23 protein-coding genes are annotated in these 22,731 nt (G+C 59.0%); 10 read left to right on the top strand and 13 right to left on the bottom strand.

All coding sequences use genetic code 11. From position 1 onward, the window contains the following. Positions 1-33: 33 nt before the first annotated feature. Together ABUK12_RS21810 and ABUK12_RS21805 are read left to right on the top strand one after the other, a co-directional pair. Positions 34-510 carry a hypothetical protein gene (locus ABUK12_RS21810; RefSeq protein WP_410013777.1) on the top strand — a complete coding sequence of 159 codons (477 nt, stop codon included), beginning with the start codon at positions 34-36 and terminating at the stop codon, positions 508-510. Between the two features lie 44 nt (positions 511-554). Next, on the top strand, positions 555-980 hold the full coding sequence (locus ABUK12_RS21805) for a hypothetical protein (protein ID WP_162366696.1): 426 nt from the start codon (positions 555-557) through the stop codon (positions 978-980). Here ABUK12_RS21805 and ABUK12_RS21800 read toward each other — a convergent pair. Further along, positions 970-1,977 (bottom strand): alpha/beta fold hydrolase, encoded by a 1,008-nt coding sequence (locus ABUK12_RS21800; RefSeq protein WP_410013776.1) that lies wholly within the window; start codon positions 1,975-1,977, stop codon positions 970-972. The genes ABUK12_RS21805 and ABUK12_RS21800 overlap by 11 nt on opposite strands. A gap of 159 nt (positions 1,978-2,136) precedes the next feature. Between ABUK12_RS21800 and ABUK12_RS21795 the strand changes: the two genes are divergently transcribed. Continuing rightward, positions 2,137-2,772: a TetR/AcrR family transcriptional regulator gene (locus ABUK12_RS21795; protein ID WP_410013775.1), complete on the top strand. Its 636-nt coding sequence runs from the start codon at positions 2,137-2,139 to the stop codon at positions 2,770-2,772. Positions 2,773-2,845: 73 nt separating this feature from the next. On the opposite strand, the gene ABUK12_RS21790 is transcribed toward ABUK12_RS21795, so the two are convergent. The 12 genes from ABUK12_RS21790 to ABUK12_RS21735 all read right to left on the bottom strand — a co-directional run bounded on the left by ABUK12_RS21790 (position 2,846) and on the right by ABUK12_RS21735 (position 15,101). After that, positions 2,846-3,271 (bottom strand): VOC family protein, encoded by a 426-nt coding sequence (locus ABUK12_RS21790; protein WP_410013774.1) that lies wholly within the window; start codon positions 3,269-3,271, stop codon positions 2,846-2,848. Positions 3,272-3,292: 21 nt separating this feature from the next. After that, positions 3,293-4,279, bottom strand: coding sequence for a PDR/VanB family oxidoreductase (locus tag ABUK12_RS21785; RefSeq protein WP_410013773.1), 987 nt, complete (start codon positions 4,277-4,279; stop codon positions 3,293-3,295). Between the two features lie 91 nt (positions 4,280-4,370). Further along, positions 4,371-5,729: a type III glutamate--ammonia ligase gene (gene glnT, locus ABUK12_RS21780; protein ID WP_410013772.1), complete on the bottom strand. Its 1,359-nt coding sequence runs from the start codon at positions 5,727-5,729 to the stop codon at positions 4,371-4,373. Between the two features lie 38 nt (positions 5,730-5,767). Further along, entirely contained in the window at positions 5,768-6,754 is a 987-nt protein-coding gene (locus ABUK12_RS21775) for an aldo/keto reductase (RefSeq protein WP_410013771.1), read from the bottom strand. Positions 6,755-6,797: 43 nt separating this feature from the next. Continuing rightward, positions 6,798-7,961 carry an aromatic ring-hydroxylating oxygenase subunit alpha gene (locus ABUK12_RS21770; RefSeq protein WP_410013770.1) on the bottom strand — a complete coding sequence of 388 codons (1,164 nt, stop codon included), beginning with the start codon at positions 7,959-7,961 and terminating at the stop codon, positions 6,798-6,800. 55 nt (positions 7,962-8,016) lie between these two features. Continuing rightward, the gene (locus ABUK12_RS21765; protein WP_410013769.1) at positions 8,017-9,075 is read right to left on the bottom strand and encodes an LLM class flavin-dependent oxidoreductase; all 1,059 of its coding nucleotides are present in this window, start codon (positions 9,073-9,075) and stop codon (positions 8,017-8,019) included. A gap of 47 nt (positions 9,076-9,122) precedes the next feature. Then, on the bottom strand, positions 9,123-10,031 hold the full coding sequence (locus tag ABUK12_RS21760) for an amino acid ABC transporter permease (RefSeq protein ID WP_410013768.1): 909 nt from the start codon (positions 10,029-10,031) through the stop codon (positions 9,123-9,125). Between the two features lie 184 nt (positions 10,032-10,215). Continuing rightward, the gene (locus ABUK12_RS21755; RefSeq protein WP_410013767.1) at positions 10,216-10,998 is read right to left on the bottom strand and encodes an amino acid ABC transporter ATP-binding protein; all 783 of its coding nucleotides are present in this window, start codon (positions 10,996-10,998) and stop codon (positions 10,216-10,218) included. Positions 10,999-11,011: 13 nt separating this feature from the next. After that, a complete protein-coding gene (locus ABUK12_RS21750) occupies positions 11,012-11,785 on the bottom strand; it encodes an SDR family NAD(P)-dependent oxidoreductase (RefSeq protein WP_410013766.1) in 774 nt (257 codons plus the stop codon). Positions 11,786-11,902: 117 nt separating this feature from the next. Then, a complete protein-coding gene (locus tag ABUK12_RS21745) occupies positions 11,903-13,513 on the bottom strand; it encodes an FAD-dependent oxidoreductase (protein ID WP_410013765.1) in 1,611 nt (536 codons plus the stop codon). Between the two features lie 11 nt (positions 13,514-13,524). Next, positions 13,525-14,421, bottom strand: a complete 897-nt coding sequence (locus ABUK12_RS21740; protein WP_410013764.1) for an ABC transporter substrate-binding protein — start codon at positions 14,419-14,421, stop codon at positions 13,525-13,527. 344 nt (positions 14,422-14,765) lie between these two features. Next, complete coding sequence (locus ABUK12_RS21735; protein ID WP_410013763.1) at positions 14,766-15,101, bottom strand: DUF2002 family protein; 336 nt, start codon at positions 15,099-15,101, stop codon at positions 14,766-14,768. Between the two features lie 272 nt (positions 15,102-15,373). Between ABUK12_RS21735 and ABUK12_RS21730 the strand changes: the two genes are divergently transcribed. The 7 genes from ABUK12_RS21730 (at position 15,374) to proW (ending at position 22,709) form a co-directional block, all read left to right on the top strand. Continuing rightward, on the top strand, positions 15,374-15,688 hold the full coding sequence (locus ABUK12_RS21730) for a YqjD family protein (RefSeq protein ID WP_410013762.1): 315 nt from the start codon (positions 15,374-15,376) through the stop codon (positions 15,686-15,688). 326 nt (positions 15,689-16,014) lie between these two features. After that, positions 16,015-16,254 carry a glutaredoxin-like protein NrdH gene (nrdH, locus tag ABUK12_RS21725; protein WP_410013761.1) on the top strand — a complete coding sequence of 80 codons (240 nt, stop codon included), beginning with the start codon at positions 16,015-16,017 and terminating at the stop codon, positions 16,252-16,254. 6 nt (positions 16,255-16,260) lie between these two features. After that, positions 16,261-16,674, top strand: a complete 414-nt coding sequence (nrdI, locus tag ABUK12_RS21720) for a class Ib ribonucleoside-diphosphate reductase assembly flavoprotein NrdI (protein ID WP_410013760.1) — start codon at positions 16,261-16,263, stop codon at positions 16,672-16,674. Further along, positions 16,656-18,806 (top strand): class 1b ribonucleoside-diphosphate reductase subunit alpha, encoded by a 2,151-nt coding sequence (gene nrdE / locus ABUK12_RS21715; RefSeq protein WP_410013759.1) that lies wholly within the window; start codon positions 16,656-16,658, stop codon positions 18,804-18,806. The genes nrdI and nrdE overlap by 19 nt, the downstream gene beginning before the upstream one ends. 20 nt (positions 18,807-18,826) lie before the next feature. After that, positions 18,827-19,798 carry a class 1b ribonucleoside-diphosphate reductase subunit beta gene (gene nrdF, locus ABUK12_RS21710; protein ID WP_410013758.1) on the top strand — a complete coding sequence of 324 codons (972 nt, stop codon included), beginning with the start codon at positions 18,827-18,829 and terminating at the stop codon, positions 19,796-19,798. Positions 19,799-20,275: 477 nt separating this feature from the next. Beyond that, positions 20,276-21,478, top strand: a complete 1,203-nt coding sequence (gene proV, locus ABUK12_RS21705; protein WP_410013757.1) for a glycine betaine/L-proline ABC transporter ATP-binding protein ProV — start codon at positions 20,276-20,278, stop codon at positions 21,476-21,478. Next, complete coding sequence (proW, locus tag ABUK12_RS21700) at positions 21,471-22,709, top strand: glycine betaine/L-proline ABC transporter permease ProW (protein WP_410013756.1); 1,239 nt, start codon at positions 21,471-21,473, stop codon at positions 22,707-22,709. Before proV ends, proW begins: the two co-directional genes overlap by 8 nt. The last annotated feature ends 22 nt before the right edge of the window (positions 22,710-22,731 follow it).

The following is a 22,731-nucleotide window of genomic DNA, read 5'->3' as shown; positions in this document are numbered from 1 at the left end:
ATAGCTTTATCAAGCCAACCGGAGAGTATCAGAATGACCGTCGACGAAGTAATCGCGCGTTTCGAGCAGGAACGCGAAAAAATATGGTTCGAGCAGCCGGACGAAGTGCGGGATCTGGGCAAGGGTATTGTGCCGCGCGGTACCGGCGCGCGCGGGCAATACCTGAGCACCATTATTTTCGCCGAGGGGGAAGCGCGCACCATGGCCGACGAAATGCTGTGGGGCCTGATCCGCGTGGCGGAAGATACCGACGCCGATTTGGCGACGCTGCAAGCCATCATTAAGGAAATCATCGGCTATAAAGCGGACTTTTTTGATTTTGTCAGCCTGCCCCACGCGGCCGCCATGATCCATCTGTATGTGGATACCGCCTGCCAATGCACCACCCTGCATGACCTGTGCCGGTTGTCGCATGCGGCGCTGTCCTACGCCAACCGCCTGCATATGTGGGTTGATTTTATTCTGCCATGGGGCCTTGGCGACGGCTTCCGCCGGGTTAAACCGGCCTGACCTCCCTTATCTTATTTCCTTTTACGTTATCATCAGGTGCCAGAATGAAACTCAGAATGAACGTTGCGGACGAACCTATTTGCATTATCGAGGTATGGGAAGATAAAGTGCCCAACCTGGTTAAAGAACTGCGGGCCAAATTGCCGATGAAAAGCGTCTTGCAGCACGGCAAGCTTATCGGCGATATGGTGTTTTTCACCATGCCCATCGTCGCCCCGTGGGAAAATAAATTCAAAACCGAAGAAGTGGGCAAAATGCGCCGGGAAAAATACGGCAAGGTTACCGGGTCGGTGTGTTTTTACAGCCCGCGCCAGCAATTTTGCGTCGTGTACGGCGATGATACCGCCGAAGAGCCTTTGCCTATTTCGTATATCGGCGAAGTTATCGAAGGCGACCTGCAGTTGCGCGTCACCGGCCTGGAAACCTGGTTTGACCAGGGCCGGGTGGTGGAACTGGAGATTATTGAGTAAGCAGTTCGCGTATCGCTTGCTCGATAACGGCGGTTTCCGCGGCAAAACGTCCGGGCGCGCCGGCGCAGTGGCCGTAGTCGGACGTAAGCGGCCGCCATTTCCCCTGTTTAAGCCATGAAAACTCCTTAAACGCCTCCTCCTGGGTGAAATACTGGTCGGTATTGCACGGCATCACAATGGTCCTGGCGGTAACCGCCGCCAGCGCCGCCTGAAGGCTGCCGCCATATCCCGGCGCCCGCCCCGCGTCGGCATCCTGCCAGGTGCGCAGCATGCACAGCAAGTCGTTGGCATCCCACGCCTGATGATCGCGCTCCCAGTCCCGCAGCAGATCCTCGCGCGTGGCGAAGTGGAGTCCCTGATACAGCGCGTCACGGTAAAAGGCCGCGCTATAGGCCCATCCGGCATAGACCCGGCCGAATGCCGCCAGCCCGGCCAGCGGCGGGGAGGCATAATGGCCGTCATTGAACGCCGGATCCGCGCGCAGCGCCGCCTTCACTCCTTCCAGAAACACATGATTCAGCGGCCAGCAGCGCGCGCTGCCGCAAATGGGCAATAGCGCCCGCACCGCCGCCGGATAGGCCGCGGCCCAGTGCCAGGCCTGCATCGCCCCCATCGACCAGCCGCATACCAGCGCCAGTTGCTCAATACCCAGAGAGTCGGTAATCAGCCGGTGCTGCGCCCGCACGTTATCCCCTACCGTCACCGCCGGAAACAGCGGTCCGCCCTGGCGCGGGGAGTTGCTGGGCGAGGTGGAAACGCCGTTGCCGAACATATTGACGGCGATAATGCAATGGCGCGCCGGGTCCAATGCCCGCCCCGCGCCGATAATCGCGCGGTAGGATCGGTGCGTGCCGGTGTACCACGACGGCAACAGCACGGCATTGTCGCGCCGCCGGTTAAGCCGGCCGTGGATTTCATAGGTCAATGTGGCGTCATAAAGCGTTGCGCCGCCTTCCAGCGCAAACGCGCCCAGGTCGCAGACGTGGTAATCCGGCATGATGCCTCCCTCCGGCGTAGCCGGTATGATAGATGTTAATTAATCAGCTAGTTAACTTGTTGCTGATTTCCCGCCTGTGGTAGTATTCACCTATTAAAACTGATTATCCCCATGCTGCAATAACGCCATTCAAAGAATTGGGCTGCCCGGACGCAATGTATGAAAACCAATGACATAAAAGAAAAAGTCGCGGCTAAAAATGGTAAGAATTTGCAAAACGATGTCGCTCATGCCCTGCAGGACTCCGCGCTGGAATTGTTTGCCAAACAAAATTACTCCTCGGTCCGCATCAAGGATATCGCCGAAGCGACCGGGCTTAATTCCGCATTGATTTATTATTATTTTGGCTCCAAGGAAAACCTATTTCTTAAGGTCATCGAATCCACGGTGGAAAAGGCCTTCGAGCAATTTGATTCCATCAAAATGAATGCGGATAATCCCAAGGACGTACTGTTCCTGTGGATCCAAATCCACATTTTGCAATTCTACCTGCTGCAGAAATTAGCCAAGATTAGCCTTGATTACGCCGGCACCAACGGGCGTACGCCCGATATCGACAAAGCCGTGAAGAAATTTTATGAAAAAGAGTCGGTGATCCTGAAAAACACCATTAAGGACGGCATCGCCGCCGGCGTTTTCCGCGAGGTCAATCCGGTGGATATGGCGATGTTTATCTCCACCTTTCTCGATGGGGTGTTATTTCGCACCGTCATGTTCCCTACATTCAAATATAAACACGCCATTAACTGTATGCGGGACTTTGTCTTCGAGCATCTGGACGTCAAGACGAAATAAATCCGGCGCGCCGCCGGCCACGCGGCGGCGCGGGGATAATCGGGTTATTAAAGAACGCCGGCGGCGCCGGACCTCAGTGCGCGAACAGCTGGCCGATATCCTTGAACGCCTTGAACTCCAGGGCGTTCTGGCAGGGGTCGAGCAAAAACATCGTCGCCTGCTCGCCGATTTGCCCTTTGAAACGAATATAGGGTTCAATCACAAAGGCGGTGCCGTGGGCGGTCAGCCTGGCCGCCAGCGCTTCCCAGTCGTCCCAGGCCAGTACCACGCCAAAATGCGGCACCGGCACATCGTGGCCGTCCACCGGATTGGTATGCGCGTGCTCCTGGCTCGGGGTTTTAGGGTGCTCGTGGATAACCAGTTGGTGGCCGAAAAAGTTAAAATCCACCCACTGCTCGCTGCTGCGTCCTTCTGCAAGGCCAAAAATTTCACCATAAAAATGGCGCGCGGCGTTCAGGTCGTAAACAGGAATTGCCAGGTGAAAGGGTGCAACGGACATAGCTAGACTCCTCTGATGGTATTAAAGATCGATCACTAAACGTGTAGAGCGCGCCCGTGAGCAGCACAGCATGATTTTGTTGTTCGCGTCCTTCTGCGCGGCGCTAAGGTACTCATCCCGGTGATCCGGTATGCCCGCCTTGACCCCGGCCAGACAGGTGCCGCAAACCCCCAGTCCGCACGATACTTCCACCGCCACCCCCGCCTGGTTAAGCGCCTCGGCAATACTCAGATCGGCGGGTATCGGGATAACCGCGCCGGTGCTGAAAATCTCGACGTCAAACGTGGTCTCGCCGCGCACCTCCGGCGGGGTAAAGGACTCATAAAAACACGCCTCGGCGGGAATTTCCGCCGCGGCGCATTGATCGCGCACGCTTTGCATAAACGGCAGCGAGCCGCAGAAGTACAGGCTGAACCGGCCGTGCCGCCGTTGCCAGTCGCGGATCACCACCGCCAGGGACTGCTGATAATCCGCGTCAGCAGGGGCTGCGCCGTCCCGGCAATGGGGGACGATATGCCGCGCAAGCCGCGTATAATCCGGCTGTTCCATAAAGGCGCCGAGGGTGTCGGGCCTGCCGTAATAGTGCAACCCGAACTCCCGCCCCTGCGCCCTAAGCGTCAGCGCCATCGCCAGCAGCGGTGTAATGCCGATACCGCCCGCCAGCAGCAGCGCCGGCTCCCGCCGCTCCGCCAGCGGGAAGTCATTGCGCGGCGCGGATATCCAAAGGCTATCCCCCCGCTGCAGGCTATCGCGGATATAGCTGCCGCCACCCCGGGAGCGGCGGGTGGCCAGGATCGCCAGCCGGTAGCTATCGCGCCGCGCCGGATCGCCGCATAACGAGTACTGCCGCAGCAGTCCGTCCGCCAGGCGCAGCTGGATATGCGCCCCGGCGGAAAACGGCGGCAGCGGCGCGCCGTCGGAACGGGCCAGGGTGAGAAACACCACCCCGTCGCCCCGGTGGCTTTTCGCCACCACCATGACCTCAAAAAAATGCTGTGATACGTTCATAAATCGCCGCCCTGCCGGCATCGCGACGGTGGAACGCATCCGCCGCCGCGTGGTTTAACGGTATCGCGTAACGGGCAATACAGGCCCCGCCTCAGAATATCGTGCTGTATTGATCGATTTCCCACTGGCTGACGTGCAGATGGTAGTTGTTCCATTCCTGGGTTTTATATTTCACGAACTCATCGCGCAGCGCAGTGCCGAGCGTGGCTTCGATAAAGGGATCGGCGGCGAACGCCTCCACCGCTTCCTGCAGGTTTTGCGGCAGGAAATCGATGCCGCGGGCGCGGCGCTCCTGTTCGCTGATGGCATACAGGTTGTCCTCGTTCGGCTCGCGCGGGTCGATTTTTTCGCGGATGCCTTCCAGGCCCGCCGCCAGCGCCAGGGTGGCCGCCAGATAAGGATTGACCGCGCCGTCCGCGTTGCGCGATTCGCAGCGGCCGCCGCCGGCGGGCACCCGTACCGAGTTGGTGCGGTTGTTGGATCCATAGGAGTTAAACACCGGCGCCCAGGAGAAATAGTTCATCGCGCCCTGGCGCACCAGGCGTTTATAGCTGTTGACGGTGGGGGCGAACGCCGCGCACAACGCCCGGCCGTGCTTGAGCAGGCCGCCGATAAAATAATAGCCGGTATCGGACAGGCCCAGGCCGCGCGGGTCGTCTTTGCTGGCAAAGATATTGGCGCCGCTGCCGATATCGTATAACGACATATTGAAATGGGCGCCGGTGCCGGTTTTATTGGCAAAGGGCTTGGGCATCATGGTCGCCACCAGGCCCAATTCCTTGGCGTAATGTTTGGCCATAAAGCGGAAAAAGATAAACCGGTCGCAGCTGGTCAGCGCATCGGCATAGTTGAAATCAAATTCGTATTGCGAATTTCCGTCCTCGTGATCCAGGGAATAGAGGTCCCAGCCCAGATCGTTGATGGTGGTGGAGACCTTATCCAGCCAGGCGAACTGATCGACAAAGCCGCGCAGGTCATAACAGGGCTTATTCAGCTTATTATCTTTTTCCGGCACCGACAGTCCGCCGTCCTCGCCGCGTTTGAGCAGATAGATTTCGCATTCGATGCCCAGGTTAAAACCAAATCCCATTTCTTTCGCCTGCGCCAGCACGTTTTTCAGCGCCACGCGGGTATTAAGGGCGTAGGGTTCGCCCTTAAAGGCGTTGTCCGCCGGCATCCAGGCGATTTTCGGCTCCCAGGGCAGCTGGATGATATGATCCAAATCCGGTATCGAGGTCAGCTCATCCTCATTGGGCAATTGGCCCAGTCCGTCCAGCGCATAGCCGGTGTAGCGCTCCGATCCGGCCGCCATCTGGCTGAAATGGCCGATGGGCACCACCTTGCCTTTGGGCACGCCGTGGATATCCACATAGGCGCCCATGCAATATTCCACCCCTTTCTGCTTTAACTGCTGGGCAATTTCCGCTATCTGCTGCTGACTTTTTTTCATAATAGGCTCTGCTCTGTAGGTAAATATCGCGTATCGGATCAGGTGTGCTCGACGATCGCATGGGGAATATAAGGGGCCTCGAGCGCCGCGATTTCATCAGGCGTCAGGGTCATTTCCGTGGCGCCGGCCGCGTCCTCAAGGTGGTGGAAAGACGTGGCGCCGATAATGGGCGCCGCCACCTCGGGTTTGGTAAACAGCCATGCCAGCGCCACCTGGGCCTGGGGTACGCCGCGCGCGGCGGCCACCTGGGTGACCGCTTCAATCACCGCCCGGTCGGCCTGTTCGGTGGCCGAGTATAAAAAGCCGGCATACGCATCGTTGGCGCCGCGTCCGGTGGCGGCCGCCTGCTGCCATGGCCGGGTCAGGCGTCCGCGCGCCAGCGGGCTCCACGGCGTTACCCCGATGCCCTGCGCCCGGCACAGCCCCATCATTTCCCGCTCTTCCTCGCGATAGAGCAGGTTGAGATGGTTCTGCATGGCGATAAACGGCGTCCAGCCGTTTTCCCGCGCCACGTGCAGCGCCGTGCAAAATTGCCAGGCATACATGGAGGACGCGCCCAGATAACGCACCTTGCCCATCTTCACCAGGTCGTGCAGCGCCTCCAGCGTCTCCTCCAGCGGGGTGTCATAATCCCAACGGTGGATCTGGTAGAGATCGATATAATCCGTTCCCAGGCGTTTCAGGCTGGCATCGATTTCGGTCATGATGCATTTGCGCGACAGTCCTTTACTGTTCGGTCCCTGGCGCATGGGGTTGAACACCTTGCTGGTGATCACCACATCCTCGCGCCGGGCGAGATCCCGCAGCGCGCGGCCGAGGATTTCCTCGCTGTCGCCTTTGGCATAGGCGTTGGCGGTGTCGAAAAAATTAATCCCCAGCTCCAGCGCCTTTTGGATAAACGGCCTGCTTTGCCGCTCATCCAGCGTCCAGGCGTAACCGCTTTTTTCCGGGCGGGCATAGGTCATGCAGCCCAGGCACAGTGCGGAGACCTCAAGCCCCGACCGGCCGAGTTTTACCATTTTCATGCAACGTCCTTTCGTTATCGTGCGGCGCCACGCGCCGTCCGCCCTAGATGCGGGTGCGGATATAATTGGCCAGATGCCAGACCGTGGTTTCCAAATGTCCCAGTCGTCCCGGCCGCGCCAGCGAAGACAGGCTGCCGCGCTGCTGGGCGGCGTTGATGGCCAGATCCTCATCGATAATCGACAGGCTGGACGCCTTCATGGCGGCGGCGGTGTCGGCAAAGCCGGGTTGGCTGCTTGACGCCTTCGACACCAGCACCAGGCGGTGCCAAACGGTCATATGCTTATTGATGGGCAGCAGCTGGCTGATGCTCAGCCGGTCGGGATTGAGGCCGATAAGGCAGCTGGGGTAGATCAGCATCAGGTCGATTTGGCGCATATCCTGCTCGCTGAACCCCGACAGCGGGATCAGTCCCTCGGTCAGCACCTCCGAGAGTTCGCCATTCTTGCGCAGCGGCTGGTGGCACAAGGTCCAGCCGGGACCGTCCTCGCCGATATAACTCAGGCGTCCGGGAAAGCTGTCTTCCAGGGTGGTGCGGTGAACGGCGGAATGGTGGTAGCACTCCATAAAAGTTTCCACCGCCATTTTCCAGTTGAACGGACAGTCGTAATCCAGGGTATAAGCGGTATCCAGCTCCGCCACCTGGTACTTGTCGAACATGGCGTTGAGCGGCTTGAGCCGTTGCGCTATCGATTCCACCTGATCCGAAAAGGTGATAAAAATCAGGCCGTGGAAAATCTCGTGCCTGATCCGCGGCAGCTTGCATTGCTTACGGTCGAATTCCGCCGCCTGGTTCATATAAGGCGCGCCGATCAGGTTGCCGGTCAGATCATAAGTCCAGTTATGGAACGGGCACACCAGGGCCTTGGCGTTGCCGCTGCCCGAGACGATAGGCGCCCAGCGGTGCAGGCAGACGGCGGACATCACGTTTATCCCTTCCGCGTCGCGCGTCACCACCAGCGGTTCGTTAACGATATCCAGGGTAAAATAATCTCCGGCATGGGGTATTTGCGATATATGGCCGGCAAAAATCCAATCCCCCCGATATATTTTTTCCATTTCATGGGAAAAGAACGCATCGCTATTATAGGCTTCCGGCGGCAGCGTCGATGATAAGGCGGCATCATCGGAACGCTGCTGTTTAATTTTTTCCACGATAGTGGCGCTGTCGTCAATTGCGCAGTCAATCCGCCGTGAATAGTCAGGCATGATTTATCCCCTCGATTAACAAATATTGTGGGTAAGAGGTTATACGGGATAGTCTTTAATGAATATCCACCGTGATCTTACCCAGCGCTTTTTCCAATAGCGGAATCACCTCACGCCCGAATTTCTCCAAAGATTGCCTGGCGGCCTCGATCGGCATATCGCCAAATTGGAAAAAACAGTTATAGTGCGAAGGATTAATATCCGTTACTTCGTTAATAATCCGCTCGGCGACATAATGCGCGTCGCCAATAATCAAATTATCACGCACCACCGATGCGTCCGGTTCATCGGGGAATTTAGGCGCGGTGATAAACGCGCCCTGGGTCTCCAGGGTCTTACCGTGCAGGGCGCTTATCATCCTGGCGACGAATAATGCGCGTTCCGCCGCGTCCAGCGCCGCTTTTTTACTGTCGGTGACGTGGATATACTGCTGCACCGCCAGCGGCGTGGACGCCATCAGGCCGGCCTCGCGCCATTGCCGCCTGGCGTCCAGGGCCATCTCCTTCAGGCGCGGCGAACCGCGCCAGCCGGCGGTGATAAACGCGGTGGCGCCCCAGCATGTAAACCGCTGCAACAACGCCGGATTGGTGGTGGTGATAAACAGCGGCGGCAGCGGCTGCTGGAGAGGCGTCAGTAAAAAGTCCGTTTCCACCCGCTCGCCGTTATGGGATAAGGATGCCGCCTTGCCGCCGGTCAGCGCCGTCTCGATAAATTGCCAGTTATCCAGCAGGACGCGATTGCGCTGTTCAACATCAATATTGTAGCGTTCGAATTCATAGGCCTGGTAGCCGCTGCCGATGCCCAGCACCAGCCGCCCTTCGGTCAGGCGATCCACCAGGGCGATTTCCTGCGCCAGGCGCATCGGCTGGTATAACGGCAGGACGATAACCGCGGTGCCGAGCTTGATGCGCCGGCTATATCCCGCCATATGGGCCGCCATTAATAACGGCGAGACGCTGATGGAATAATTGGTAAAATGATGTTCGGCAAACCAGGCGGTTTCAAAACCCATTTCTTCAGCCAGCGCCACCATCACGCGCGTATCTTTAATCACCCCTTGTATTCCCTGGGGATTATCCTGGTAAGACATTAAATTAAACAGGCCTAATTTCATCACAATCCCCTGAAGATAATATCAACCGATGTCAACGCTATTTATGATCATGCCGGCGCACCCTGGCCCTTGCGGAAATATTTTTCAATCCGCCCCTGGAGCCAGCTCAGCACGGTGGTGGCGATCAGGTACCAAATACAGGCCACGATCAATAGCGGAATATTTTCAAACGTCCGCGAATAAATCGACTGCGCTGAATACAATAAATCCGATAATGAAATCACGCTCACCAGCGACGTGGTTTTCAGCATGCCGATCACCTGGTTGCCGGTGGGCGGAATAATAAAAGGTATCGCCTGGGGCAGAATTACCCGCCGCAGCCATTGCGCTTTATTCATGCCCAGGGCGCGGGCCGCTTCCTGCTGGCCGTTATCCACCGAGGACATGCCCGCGCGGATAATCTCCGCCATATACGCCGCTTCATTCAGCCCCAGCCCCAGGATGGCGGCGGTATAGGGGGTAATGATATCGTTCATGCTGCCCTGGTAGAGGGTAAACACATGAGGTATCCCGATATAGGCCTCTGGATACAGCGCCGCCAGGTTGTACCAGAAAATCAACTGCACCAGCACCGGCGTGCCGCGGAAAAACCAGATATAACCGGAGCTGAAGTGCGCCAGCAATGGGTTGGCGGACAGGCGCAGGGTAGCTATCACCACGCTCAGCACAATCGCCAGCAGCATAATCGTCAACGTCAGCCACAGGGTGACCCATAAGCCGGTCAGGATGGTCGGCGAAAACAGATAATGTCCGACGGTCGGCCAGCCGAAGTTCTCATTCATTACCATCGAATGCACCAGCATGATCAGCAGCAGCGTACAGACGGCCACTGAAATCCAGCGCCCCGGATAGCGGGTCGGCACCACGGTCAGGGCGTCGTGGGGAAAGGCCGGCGCGTCATGGCCCTTATCGCGCGGGTGTTGCCCCACGGCCTGATATTGCTGGTTATCTGTCATGTTATCTCTCATTCATGCTCGCTGACTTCTGTTAACACAGGCAGGATACGGCGCCGGCAACGGTATTAATTAATCAGTTAATTAATAATATGCACCTGCATTCTGATACTGTCAATAAAAAAACCGACGCAATTTAATTTTTTAATTAAAATTAAATCCATATAAAACAATTCGTTAGTGAAATTCATTTGCCGGCAAGATGTTTAGCCAGGAAAGCACGCGTCCGGGAGTGCTGTGGGCGCTGAAACATTTCCGCCGGCGGGCTTTTTTCGATGATCGCCCCGTTATCCATAAACGCCACGCTATCCCCGACTTCGCGGGCAAAGGCCATTTCGTGGGTCACCACCACCATGGTCATGCCCTCCTCGGCCAGGCCGCGCATGACATCCAGCACTTCGCCGACCAGCTCCGGATCCAGGGCGCTGGTCGGTTCGTCGAACAACATCAGCGCGGGTTTCATCGCCAATGCCCGTGCGATGGCGACGCGCTGCTGCTGGCCGCCGGAAAGCTGCGCGGGATAAGCATTCAGCCGATGCGACAATCCCACCCGCGCAAGCAGGCTCCTGCCCTGCTCCAGCGCCTCGGCGCGCGGCACTTTACGCACCCGCATCGGCGCTTCGATCACATTTTCCAGCGCGGTCATATGGCCGAACAGGTTAAAGCGCTGGAACACCATGCCGATGCCGGCGCGCTTGCGGGCGATTTCCGCCTCTTTCAGTTCATAGAGCTTATCGCCCACCCGGCGATAGCCCATCAATTCCCCGCCGACGTACAGCGCGCCGCCGTCAATTTTTTCCAGGTGATTGATACAGCGCAGAAAGGTCGATTTGCCGGAACCGGAAGGTCCGATCAGGCAGACCACTTCCCCCTGCCGTATTTGCAGATCCACGCCCTTGAGGATCTCCTGGCCGTGAAATCGTTTTACCACCTGATAAGCGGCCACCGCCGGCGTATCGTGTTCTGACATCGTTACCGCCTCTCTATCTCGTCATATACCAGGTACACAGCCCGCCGCCGTCCACCACCAGCATCTGGCCGGTGGTATAGGCGGCGCCGGGGGACAGCAGGTACCCCACCGCCGCGGCCACCTCCTCCGGCAAGCCGGCGCGCCGCAGCGGCAGGCGCGCCACCTCGGCGGCCAGCTGCGGTTCACGCCGTTGCCAGTCGCCGGCCGCGGATCGTATCGGCCCGGGACTGACGCCATTGACCCGGATGCCATAGTCCGCCCATTCCACGGCCATCTGCCGGGTCAGATTGACCACCGCCGCCTTGCTCGGGCCGAAGGCCCCGGCGCCGGGATAGCAGCGATGGGCCGACGCCCCGGCAATATTCACGATGCCGCCCCCGCCCCGGGCGCGCATGATCTTCGCCACTTCGGTGCCCACCACAAAACACCCGGTCAGGTTGATATTCACCACCTGCAGCCAGGCGTCATCGTCCAGGCTGAGCAACTCGCCGGCGGCGGTGGCGCCGGCGTTATTCACCAGCATATCGATCCCGCCGAACTCGGCGGCGATCGCGGCCACCTGAGAACCAACCGCGCCGCGATCGGTGATGTCGCCATAATAGGCGCGCGCCTGGCGCCCGGTTTGGCGAATCTCCGCCACCAGCCGATCGGCTGAATCCCGATCCCGCCTGAGCAGCAATGCAATATTGGCGCCAGATCGGGCGAGCGCCAGGGAAACGGCGCGGCCGATGCCTTTGGATCCGCCGGTTACCAGGGCGGTTGGCGCGGGTTTGATATCAGGTATCATGACAACTCCGTGGTGATGGCCGGGGAAGCGACGCCCGCGGCCGGTAAAACATCATCCCCGCCTCCCGACGCCGGACCGGCGGCCAGGGTCCGCCCGCAGATATAGCCCCAGGTCAGGTTAGGTCCAAGCGTGGTGCCGGCGCCGACGCCGCGGGTGCCGATGGGATTGGCGATCGCGCACGCCGGCGCAGAACAGCCCGGGGATCACATGGCCGTCAAGGTGGATCACGCGGCCGAACTCATCGGTGCGCGGGCCGCCTTTGGTGGCGGTGAAGCTGCGGTTAAACGGCACGGCGATAAACGGCGCCCGCTGGATAGGCAGCAGGCCGCCGTGAAAACGCCGATCGCCCCGCCCATGGCCCGCGGCCAGATGCCGCTGGAAATCCTCATCCACGCCGCGGGCGCAAAAATCGTTAAAACGCGCAACGGTTTCCTCCAGGGATGCCCGCGGCAAACCAAGCTGGTCCGCCAGGGCGCCGATGCTGCCGGCCCTGCGCATCCATCCCCGGCTGCGCAGGGCGCAGGCCAGCAAAAACGGCGCGCGCCACAGCAGGCGGGCATCGGCAATCAGCCAGGCGGGAAGATGCCGCGGTAATCCACCCTGCCCATTGCGCGCATCCAGCGCTTCGCCGAGGTTAAAGGCAAACTCGTTGGTAAAACGCCGGCCCTCCCGGTTAACCAGGATGGCGTTGGGTTCGTATTGAAAAAACACCGACAGGCCATAGGGACGCCCTTCGTAGCGGGTCGGCAGCGATCCGCTCATATTCGCCTGATCCATGTGCGCCAGCCGCGCGCCCACGGCCTGGGCCATGCGGTGGCCGTCGCCCTCGTTGGTGCGCGGGCTGGAAATGGCGTCAAACGGCCCGGGAAAATGCGCCGCGCGCCGCAGCGCATCCCATTCAAAACCGCCGCTGGCCAGCACCACGCCGCGCCGGGCCGTAATCCGGGTCAGACGGCCGTCGCGGCTGAACCAGGCGCCCGTGACCGCCCCCGCGGCGTCGGTGATGAGATCAACGACCCTGGCCGACATTTCGATCCGGCAGCCATGGGCCAGGCAGCCGGCCAGCAGCCCGGTAATCAGCGCCGCGCCCTTGGTGCGGGTGCGGGTGATGGCGCGCCATAGCAGCCGTGGCGCCAGCTTGAGCGCTACCCTGACCGGATGATGATAGATATCCTCGCCGATGACTTCCTGGTAGGTATAGACCTGAGGCAGGGGGGAACGCCTGACCGGACAGCGTCTTTTGCCCAGCACCCCGGCCCGCAGCGGATCGGGCGTCAGCATACGGCCGAAGGCCTTGGCGCCGGCGCAGTCCATCAGCGGATCGGCCTCCGGCGTCAGGCTGAAACGCAATGGCGTATGGGTTTCCAGAAAACGCAGCATCTCGGGCGCGGAACGCGCAAATTGTGCCCACAGCCGGTCTTCGCCGGCGCGCCAACCCGCGGGCGCGGCGGCGCGCAGGTATTCCAGCGCCTGCGCGGGGCTATCCTCGACCCCGCGGGCCAGGGCGTGATGATTGGCGGGCACCCATACCGCGCCGCCCGACATGGCCGAGGTGCCGCCCAGGACAGCGGCTTTTTCCACGATCAGCACCGCCAGTCCCGCCGCCGCCGCGCTCAGCGCCGCGCTTAACGCGGCGCTGCCCGACCCCACCACCAGCACATCGCACCGCAGCTGGCTGTCGGCAATCGGGACAGGGGCTGTCCCGGTCTGTTTATCCGCCCGCATCATCGGTTGCGCGCTTATTGCATCGGGCGGGTGGTGAACAGATTAATACCCGGCTGTTCCAGCATCACGGGTTCCAAATCCCATTTTTTCATGATGCGGGCGTATTCGCCGTTGGACCACAGTACCTTCAGCGCGCCAAGCAGGGCCTGGGCCAGTTGCTGGTTATCGGGCTTGACCACGATGCCAAGATAATATTTCGGCATCAGCGGCATGGTCACGGTGCGAATCGGCCGGGGCGCCACTTTTTTGATTTCGGCGGCGGCGGCGGCGTCGTTGAGCACAAAATCGATACGTCCCGCGTACAGCGCCAGCAGCACGGCGTCCGCCGACGGCAGGGTGGTCACCTTAATGGCCGGTTTATTATTCTTCGTGCAGTTAGGTGAAAAAATTTCGCTGATGGCATGTTCAAAATCGGTGCCTGACTGCACGCCGACCTTCAGGCCGCACAGCGATAACGGATCGTTGACGATGCTTTTATTACTGGCCAGGGTATAAACTTCATTGGTGGCATAGGCATAGTTCACGAACGTCACCTGCTTTTCACGCTCCAGGCTGTCGGAAATGCATTCCATCGCCATATCGTAACGTCCGCTTTTCACGCCGGGGATCAGGCCGGCGAAATCGATGGAGACCGGATTGATGCCCACCCCCAGCACTTTGCCGATGGCGTTCCACAGATCCGGCTCAAACCCCACCATGGTTTTATTATCATCGGCGAACACCTCGCACGGCGGGTAATGGGCATCGGTCACCAGATTGATAACGCCCTGGGTTTTGATCTTGTCCGGCAATAGCGCGTGCAGGGCGTTGTCCATGGCGATCGGCGCCGGGTCCTCGGCGCTCGCCGCGCCGCACAGAGTCAGGCCGGCGCACAACAACACAGCGTGGAGCAGGGATGGTGTCATTCTCATGCTTGCAATACTCCCGAAAGGTCTTTATCTGGTTTACCCGATGATCTGGGCGTAAACACCGGCAGACACGTCATGACGCCTGCGGCGATGGCCGGCCGTGGTAGCGTACCGATAAAGGGGAAGTAGCAACTAGCGTGCCATCAGTTAACTAATCAATTAATTAACTGATTAATGGCTCAATCCCGCCGTGCGAATCGATCCGCCCGCCGGGATCATGCTGGAAAAATGACCTATGAAAGTGCAGATGTTGCAATTTTTCATCATAGTAGTGCGCGTCCACCGGCGATTGATGGCATGACCAAACGCCGGTATAGCATGATGAATCCACCGTGGAGGGGATCGGGTTAATTGAACATTTTCTGCAAATAGCGGGTTAACGAGGCGCGGGAAGAAAAACCATGGGGGATGCCGTAATGGCTGTCGGGCTTGCCGTCCGGATCGGAAGGAAAGACTTGATAGTTGTCGCTGGAGCGTACCGGCGACGTCGGGGCGGCAAACAGGCTGCTTTTATCGCGCAGCGAAGGATGAACGACCAGGGCGGTTCGGCCCAGTTTAGCCTCCCGATTCACATAGACATAGTGGTGACCTTTACGGTAACCGTAACATTGTCGGGTGATATAATCTCTTTCGAATCCGGAGTTTTCCAGTTCGCGAGCGACTTCATCGGGTCTTAAATACATTATTTGTCCTCTCTTCAGTCACAGTGAAGTGATCCCAGCTAATGTAATCAGTTAAGCGTCCGGTCAGTAGACGCAGCGCGTGATTTCGGATTAATCCAAAAACCGGCTCCGGCCGGGTTCCGGCAACGCGCCAGACCGCGCCAAGCCGCCCGTCGCGCTTGTTCCGGCCCCGCCGACGCCTGTCCCGACGACGGCAGGCGGCCTTACCGCCGCGGCAGGAATGGCGTGGATAGTCTACAGTTAAACTATCATTAGCCAAAAGGGAGAAACAAATGTTTACGAAAGCTGAAAAAAATGATCTGCAAAGAGATATTAAAGACGATGTTTCTCTGTTAGCCGATACACTGGATGAATTGCTTAGTACGTCTGAAAAAACCACCAAAGAACAGCTGGACGCGCTGCGCAGTAAAGCTAAAGACGTCTTGAAAGACGCGCGCGCGCGCGCCGGCGGCACCAGCCGTATCGGACAGTACGCCCGCGACACCGCGGTCCAGACCAAAAATTACGTGGTCGAGAAACCGTGGCAGAGCCTTGGCATCACTACCGCGGTCGGTATCGTGCTCGGCGTGTTGCTCTCGCGCCGTTAAGGCCGATGGGCAATAAGAGACGCGGGGGTGATGCAGGACCTCCTACCTGGTAACCGTGCCGGGTGATTTTCAAGACATCACTATTTTCTTGCACCGCCAGCCGTATCCTTTGCAGTACCGCAGCCCGCGCTCCCCAAGGAGCGCGGGCTTTTTTGTCGCCTGTTCCCCCGACCTCAGTGAAAAATTGTCGCATCATCCCATATATTGTGTGGTTGATAAAAATAATATCTACATATAGTATTAGTTTCAGGCAAGCCACCCTACCGGCTAGCACCGCCTGGGCGATATTACCACTATAATGTTAACGCGTAAGGGGAATGCGAATCATGACTATTACTATTTACACTAAACCGGATTGCGTCCAATGTCACGCCACCTGCCGCGCGCTGGACAGAAAAGGCATCAGCTATCGGTTAGTGGATCTGGTGGCAGACGGCCAGGCGCTGGCCCATGTGAAATCGTTGGGGTATCAGCAGGTTCCGGTGGTGCAGACGCCCAGCGAGCACTGGAGCGGCTTCAGGCCGGATAAAATCAACCTGCTTGCCGCCACCGCCCTGGCGTCGTGAGCCATCATGTTATCTGCGCAACCGCTGCTGGTGTACTTTTCCAGCAGCTCGGAAAATACGCATCGGTTTGTCGGCAAGTTAACGCTGCCGGCGCTGCGCATTCCCCTGGCGACCAGCCAGAAACTGCAGGTGGACCGGCCCTATATTCTGATAGTGCCGAGCTATGGCGGCGGCAGCCAGCACGGCGCCGTGCCGCCCCAGGCCGTCCGCTTTCTTAACGATGCAACTAACCGTTCCTGGCTCCGCGGCGTCATCGGTGCCGGTAACCGTAACTTTGGCGCAGCCTTCTGTCTGGCGGGCGATATTATCGCCAGGAAATGCCAGGTGCCGTTCCTTGATCGCATTGAGCTATTGGGTACGGCGGAAGACGTGGCGCGGGTACGTATGGGAGTAACCACATTTTGGCAACAGCAGAACTGAACATCACTCAACCCGGTCCGGCGCTGGCGGATTATCATGCCCTGAACGCCATGCTCAATCTCTATGACGAGCACGGCAATATTCAGTTCGATAAGGACCGGCAGGCCGTCGAGCGCTATTTCGAGCAGCACGTGGTGCCCAACACCCGGCGGTTTCCCTCCCTGGCCGCCCGGCTGCGCTATCTGGTGGATGAGGGTTACTACGAGGCGCAGGTACTGGCCCCCTACTCCCAGGACACCCTGGAGGCCTTGTTCCGGCAGGCCGACGCGCGCCAGTTCCGTTTCCAGACGTTTATGGGCGCGCTGAAATTCTATACCAGCTATACCCTGAAATCATTTGACGGCAAACAGTATCTGGAGCGCTTCGAGGACCGGGTATGCATGGTGGCGCTGACGCTTGCCGCCGGCGACGGCGCCCTGGCGTCCAGGCTGGTGGATGAAATGCTGTCGGGACGTTTCCAGCCCGCGACCCCCACCTTTCTCAACTGCGGCAAACAGCAACGCGGGGAGTATGTCTCCTGTTTCCTGCTGCGCATCGAGGATAATATGGAATCCATCGGCCGCTCGGTCAACGCGGCGCTGCAGTTGTCCAAACGCGGCGGCGGCGTAGCCTTTATGCTCACCAACCTGCGCGAGGCCGGGGCGCCGATCAAGCGTATCGAAAACCAGTCGTCCGGCGTTATTCCGGTGATGAAAATGCTGGAGGACGCCTTTTCCTACGCCAACCAGCTTGGCGCGCGCCAGGGCGCCGGCGCCGTCTACCTGCATGCCCATCATCCGGACATCATGCGTTTTCTCGATACCAAACGGGAAAACGCCGATGAAAAAATCCGTATCAAAACCCTGTCGCTGGGCGTGGTCATTCCGGATGTCACCTTCGAGCTGGCGCGCGACAATAAGCCGATGTACCTGTTCTCGCCCTACGACGTCGAGCGGATTTACGGCCAGCCTTTTTCGCAACTCAGCATCAGTGAAAAATACCATGAGATGGCGGCCGACCCCCGCATCCGCAAGACCAGCATCGACGCCCGGCAGTTTTTCCAGACGCTGGCGGAAATCCAGTTTGAGTCGGGTTATCCCTATATGGTGTTCGAGGATACGGTAAACCGCGCCAATCCCATCAAAGGCCGCATCAATATGAGCAATCTGTGCTCGGAGATCCTGCAGGTCAACAGCGCGACTGAATATAACGAGGATCTCAGCTACCGGCAGGTCGGCCATGATATCTCCTGCAACCTGGGCTCGCTGAATATCGCCCGCGCCATGGACGAACCGGATCTGGGCAATACGGTGGAAACCGCCGTGCGCGCCCTGACCGCCGTATCCGACATGAGCCGGATAAATTCTGTGCCCTCCATCGTCAAAGGCAACGACGCCTCCCATGCCATCGGCCTTGGGCAAATGAACCTGCACGGCTTTCTGGCGCGCGAGCATATTTACTACGGCTCGGAGGAAGGCGTGGATTTTACCGATATGTACTTTTACGCCGTCACCTACCATGCGGTGCGGGCGTCAAACCGCCTGGCCATCGAACGGGGCGTGACCTTCGCGGGTTTTGCCGACTCCCGTTATGCCAGCGGAGACTACTTTACGCCCTATGTCGAACGGCAATGGCGGCCTAAAACCGAACGGGTGCGGGCGCTGTTCGCCCGGGCCGGCATCGCCCTGCCCACCCGCGAGGATTGGCTGGCGCTGCGCGCGTCGGTGATGGCGCATGGACTCTACAACCAGAACCTGCAGGCGGTGCCGCCGACCGGCTCCATTTCCTATATCAATCATTCCACATCCAGCATCCATCCGATTGTCTCGCGCATCGAGATCCGCAAAGAGGGTAAAACCGGCCGGGTCTATTATCCGGCGCCCTTTATGGACAACGATAACCTGCACTATTACCAGGACGCATATGAAATCGGGCCGGAAAAAATCATCGATACCTACGCCGCCGCCACGCGCCATGTCGATCAGGGCCTGTCGCTGACGCTGTTTTTCCGGGATACCGCCACTACCCGCGATATCAACAAGGCGCAAATCTACGCCTGGAAAAAAGGCATCAAGACGCTGTACTACATCCGTATCCGCCAGTTGGCGCTGGAAGGCACTGAAGTCGCCGGCTGCGTCTCGTGCGCGCTGTAACGGTAAAGGAGACTATCACCATGACCACCGCTCAACCGATCTCCCGCGTCCAGGCGGTAAACTGGAACCGGATTGAAGACGATAAGGATCTGGAGGTGTGGAACCGCCTGACCGCGAATTTCTGGCTGCCGGAAAAATTACCGCTGTCCAATGATATCCCCTCGTGGTCGACATTATCCGCGCAGGAACAGGAACTGACCATCCGGGTATTTACCGGGCTGACATTGCTGGATACAGTGCAAAATACCGTCGGCGCGCCGGCATTAATGGCCGATGCGGTAACGCCGCACGAGGAAGCGGTATTCTCCAATATCAGCTTTATGGAGGCGGTGCATGCGCGCTCCTACAGTTCGATATTTTCCACGCTGTGCGCCATGCCGGAGGTGGATGCGGCATACCGCTGGAGCGAGCAGAACGAAGCCTTGCAAAATAAAGCGGCCATTATTCTGCGTCATTACCGCCATGACGATCCGCTGACGAAAAAAGTCGCCAGCGTCTTTCTGGAGTCCTTTCTATTTTATTCCGGTTTTTACCTGCCGATGTATTATTCCAGCCGGGCAAAACTCACTAATACCGCCGACCTGATCCGGTTAATTATCCGTGATGAAGCGGTGCACGGTTATTATATCGGCTATAAATTCCAGCGTGCGCTGGAACGGGCCACGCCCGAGCGGCGCGAGCAGATCAAGACCTTTACCTACGACCTGCTGCAGGACCTGTATGAGAACGAACTGCTTTACAGCGCGCAGCTGTATGACGGGGTCGGCTGGACAGCGGACGTTACGGCATTTTTGCATTACAATGCCAATAAAGCCTTGATGAACCTGGGTTATGAAGCATTATTCCCGGCATCGATGACCAACGTCAATCCGGAAATCCTATCCGCGCTGTCGCCCAACGCCGACGAAAACCACGATTTTTTCTCCGGTTCCGGGTCGTCTTATGTGATGGGCCGCGCGGTCAATACCGAGGACGAGGACTGGGCCTTTTAATCTCCCCGGCGCGCAGGAGCTATTTTTCCGCGCCCGGTAAGAGACTATTTCCGCTGATAACGGCTTACCCATGCCGTTATTTATTATAAATTCCGCCATCCCGATTTAATTGTTTCCCTCCCATGGGAGGGAATTATATATCCAGGGTTCATCCCCGCGGTTCCCTGCGTATCACCTGCCCCACACGACCTATCGTCTTTTCTGCCGTAAAATTATTCACTCTTAGCCCTTGACGCATGAAATTCACGCCAAAACCGTGCCTGTGCATTAAAAAAATTCGCAAGACTGTTTATTTCCCTAAGCCCTTGTCACGTTTAGCCGAAATGGCTGAAACGATAGCGGCTCAAGGACGGGATATTCAACTGGATAAGGCCTTGGGGGTTGTCTCAAATGCTCAGTATGTTAGGGTATACAGCGTTTTTATATTGGCAGGACCCTTAAATATATTAGAAAACCATACGGGAACTTGATAATTGCATGGCTGTTAAACTTGAAGTAAAAAACCTCTATAAAATATTCGGCGAACATCCCGAACGGGCATTTAAGCTGATTCAGGCAGGGCACGATAAGGATACCCTATTCGCCAAGACCGGTCTGACGGTGGGCGTAAAAGATGCCAGTCTGGCCATTGAAGAAGGCGAGATATTCGTCATCATGGGATTATCCGGTTCCGGTAAATCCACCATGGTACGCCTTCTCAATCGTCTGATAGAACCGACCCGCGGCGAGGTGCTGATCGACGGCGTCGATATCGCCCGGATATCCGACAACGCCCTGCGCGAGGTGCGGCGTAAAAAAATCAGCATGGTGTTCCAGTCCTTTGCGCTGATGCCGCATCTGAACGTGCTGGACAATACCGCGTTTGGCATGATGCTGGCCGGCATACCGGCGCAGGAACGCCACGCCAAGGCGCTGGAAGCCTTGACGCAGGTGGGGCTGGATAAGCATGCGTTGTCCTGGCCCGACGAGCTGTCGGGCGGCATGCGCCAACGCGTCGGCCTGGCGCGGGCGCTGGCGAACGACCCCGATATCCTGCTGATGGATGAGGCTTTTTCGGCGCTCGACCCGTTAATCCGCGCCGAAATGCAGGACGAATTGGTGAAGCTGCAATCCCGCCATCAGCGCACCATCGTATTTATCTCCCATGATCTCGACGAAGCGATGCGCATCGGCGACCGCATCGCCATCATGCAGGGCGGCGTGGTGGTGCAGGTGGGCACGCCGGATGAAATTCTCAACAATCCGGCCAACGACTATGTGCGCACGTTCTTTCGCGGCGTAGACGTCAGCCATGTTTTCAGCGCCAAGGATATCGCGCGCCGTCGTCCGGTAACGCTTATCCGCAAGACGCCGGGGTTCGGCCCCCGCTCCGCCCTTAAGCTGCTGCAGGATGAAGACCGCGATTTCGGTTATGTCCTGGAGCGCGGCCAGAAATTTATCGGCGTGGTGTCCATCGATTCGCTGAAAGCCGCCCTTGCGGCCAATCTTCCCCTGGAACAGGCGCTGCTCGAGAGCCCCGTGCCCGTGCCGGGAGATATGCCGCTCAGCGAGCTCATCTCCACCGTCGCCCAGGCGCCTTGCGCCGTACCGGTGGTCGGCGAGGAGAATCAATATATCGGCATTATTTCCAAGGGCATGTTGCTACAGGCATTAGACAAAGAAGGGGCGACCAATGAGTAAGCCAACCACCGATCCATGGGGCGGCGCGCAGGCCGCGCCCGCAGCCGACGCCAGCCAGGCCCAGTCCGCCGCGCCGCAGTCCGCCGATCCCTGGGGCGGGGCCGCCGCGCAGCAGTCCGCCGATCCCTGGGGCGGGGCCGCCGCGCAGCAGCATGACGCCGTCGCGCAGACCGCCCCCGCCAACGGAGCGGGCAGCGCCGCCGACGCCTGGGGCAATACCGCCACGCCTCCCGCCGACGGCGCCGGGGCGCACACCGCCCAGCAGGGCGCCGACTGGCTCAACAGCGGGCCGGCTCCCGCGCCTGAGCATTTTAATCTGCTGGATCCGTTTCACACTACCCTGATCCCGCTCGATACCTGGGTCACCCACGGCATCGATTGGGTGGTGCTGCATTTCCGGCCGTTGTTCCAGGGTATCCGCGTGCCGGTGGATATCATCCTCGGCGGCTTCCAGCATCTGCTGCTGGGCATGCCCGCCCCGGTGGCCATCCTGGTGTTCGCCCTGCTGGCCTGGCAGATGTCGAGCCTGGGCATGGGCATCGCCACCCTGGTCTCGCTGGCGATTATCGGCGCCATCGGCGCCTGGGCGCAGGCCATGGTCACGCTGGCGCTGGTGCTCACCTCGCTGTTTTTCTGCGTGGTGATAGGCCTGCCGCTGGGCATTTGGCTGGCGCGCAGCGATGGCGCGGCCAAAATCATCCGCCCATTGCTGGACGCCATGCAGACCACGCCGGCGTTCGTCTACCTGGTGCCCATCGTCATGCTGTTCGGCATCGGCAATGTGCCGGGGGTGGTGGTGACCATTATCTTCGCCCTGCCGCCGGTGGTGCGCCTGACCATCCTGGGTATCAAACAGGTGCCGGAAGACCTGATAGAAGCCGCCGAATCGTTCGGCGCCAGCCCCGGCCAGTTGCTGTTCAAAGTGCAGTTGCCGCTGGCGATGCCGACCATCATGGCCGGGATTAACCAGACGCTGATGCTGGCGCTCTCGATGGTGGTCATCGCCTCGATGATTGCCGTCGGCGGCCTGGGCCAGATGGTCCTGCGGGGCATCGGCCGCCTGGATATGGGGCTTGCCACCATCGGCGGGGTCGGCATCGTGATACTGGCCATAATCCTCGATCGTCTGACGCAATCCCTGGGACGCGACAGCCGCAGCCGCGGCAACCGCCGCTGGTACGCCGCCGGTCCCCTGGGCCTGTTCACCCGCCCGTTTGCCAAAAAAGCCTGACCCTTTGCCGGGCGCGGGCTCC

It is taken from the genome of Sodalis sp. C49 (assembly GCF_046352915.1).
In the GTDB taxonomy this organism is placed as follows: Bacteria; Pseudomonadota; Gammaproteobacteria; order Enterobacterales; family Enterobacteriaceae; genus Acerihabitans.
Note: the sequence above shows the minus strand (reverse complement) of the source record. Positions and strands in the feature narration are given on the sequence as shown.

What these genes read in the sequence shown, in the direction of transcription:
- nrdI (WP_410013760.1), top strand. Translation starts at nt 16,261, where the DNA reads ATGTTATCTGCGCAACCGCTGCTGGTGTACTTTTCCAGCAGCTCGGAA.
- nrdH (WP_410013761.1), top strand. Translation starts at nt 16,015, where the DNA reads ATGACTATTACTATTTACACTAAACCGGATTGCGTCCAATGTCACGCC.
- ABUK12_RS21745 (WP_410013765.1), bottom strand. Translation starts at nt 13,513, where the DNA reads ATGATGCGGGCGGATAAACAGACCGGGACAGCCCCTGTCCCGATTGCC.
- ABUK12_RS21810 (WP_410013777.1), top strand. Translation starts at nt 34, where the DNA reads ATGACCGTCGACGAAGTAATCGCGCGTTTCGAGCAGGAACGCGAAAAA.
- ABUK12_RS21740 (WP_410013764.1), bottom strand. Translation starts at nt 14,421, where the DNA reads ATGAGAATGACACCATCCCTGCTCCACGCTGTGTTGTTGTGCGCCGGC.
- ABUK12_RS21805 (WP_162366696.1), top strand. Translation starts at nt 555, where the DNA reads ATGAAACTCAGAATGAACGTTGCGGACGAACCTATTTGCATTATCGAG.
- ABUK12_RS21790 (WP_410013774.1), bottom strand. Translation starts at nt 3,271, where the DNA reads ATGTCCGTTGCACCCTTTCACCTGGCAATTCCTGTTTACGACCTGAAC.
- ABUK12_RS21800 (WP_410013776.1), bottom strand. Translation starts at nt 1,977, where the DNA reads ATGCCGGATTACCACGTCTGCGACCTGGGCGCGTTTGCGCTGGAAGGC.
- ABUK12_RS21770 (WP_410013770.1), bottom strand. Translation starts at nt 7,961, where the DNA reads ATGCCTGACTATTCACGGCGGATTGACTGCGCAATTGACGACAGCGCC.
- glnT (WP_410013772.1), bottom strand. Translation starts at nt 5,729, where the DNA reads ATGAAAAAAAGTCAGCAGCAGATAGCGGAAATTGCCCAGCAGTTAAAG.
- ABUK12_RS21785 (WP_410013773.1), bottom strand. Translation starts at nt 4,279, where the DNA reads ATGAACGTATCACAGCATTTTTTTGAGGTCATGGTGGTGGCGAAAAGC.
- ABUK12_RS21755 (WP_410013767.1), bottom strand. Translation starts at nt 10,998, where the DNA reads ATGTCAGAACACGATACGCCGGCGGTGGCCGCTTATCAGGTGGTAAAA.
- ABUK12_RS21735 (WP_410013763.1), bottom strand. Translation starts at nt 15,101, where the DNA reads ATGTATTTAAGACCCGATGAAGTCGCTCGCGAACTGGAAAACTCCGGA.
- proW (WP_410013756.1), top strand. Translation starts at nt 21,471, where the DNA reads ATGAGTAAGCCAACCACCGATCCATGGGGCGGCGCGCAGGCCGCGCCC.
- ABUK12_RS21775 (WP_410013771.1), bottom strand. Translation starts at nt 6,754, where the DNA reads ATGAAAATGGTAAAACTCGGCCGGTCGGGGCTTGAGGTCTCCGCACTG.
- ABUK12_RS21795 (WP_410013775.1), top strand. Translation starts at nt 2,137, where the DNA reads ATGAAAACCAATGACATAAAAGAAAAAGTCGCGGCTAAAAATGGTAAG.
- proV (WP_410013757.1), top strand. Translation starts at nt 20,276, where the DNA reads ATGGCTGTTAAACTTGAAGTAAAAAACCTCTATAAAATATTCGGCGAA.
- ABUK12_RS21760 (WP_410013768.1), bottom strand. Translation starts at nt 10,031, where the DNA reads ATGACAGATAACCAGCAATATCAGGCCGTGGGGCAACACCCGCGCGAT.
- ABUK12_RS21730 (WP_410013762.1), top strand. Translation starts at nt 15,374, where the DNA reads ATGTTTACGAAAGCTGAAAAAAATGATCTGCAAAGAGATATTAAAGAC.
- ABUK12_RS21750 (WP_410013766.1), bottom strand. Translation starts at nt 11,785, where the DNA reads ATGATACCTGATATCAAACCCGCGCCAACCGCCCTGGTAACCGGCGGA.
- nrdF (WP_410013758.1), top strand. Translation starts at nt 18,827, where the DNA reads ATGACCACCGCTCAACCGATCTCCCGCGTCCAGGCGGTAAACTGGAAC.
- ABUK12_RS21765 (WP_410013769.1), bottom strand. Translation starts at nt 9,075, where the DNA reads ATGAAATTAGGCCTGTTTAATTTAATGTCTTACCAGGATAATCCCCAG.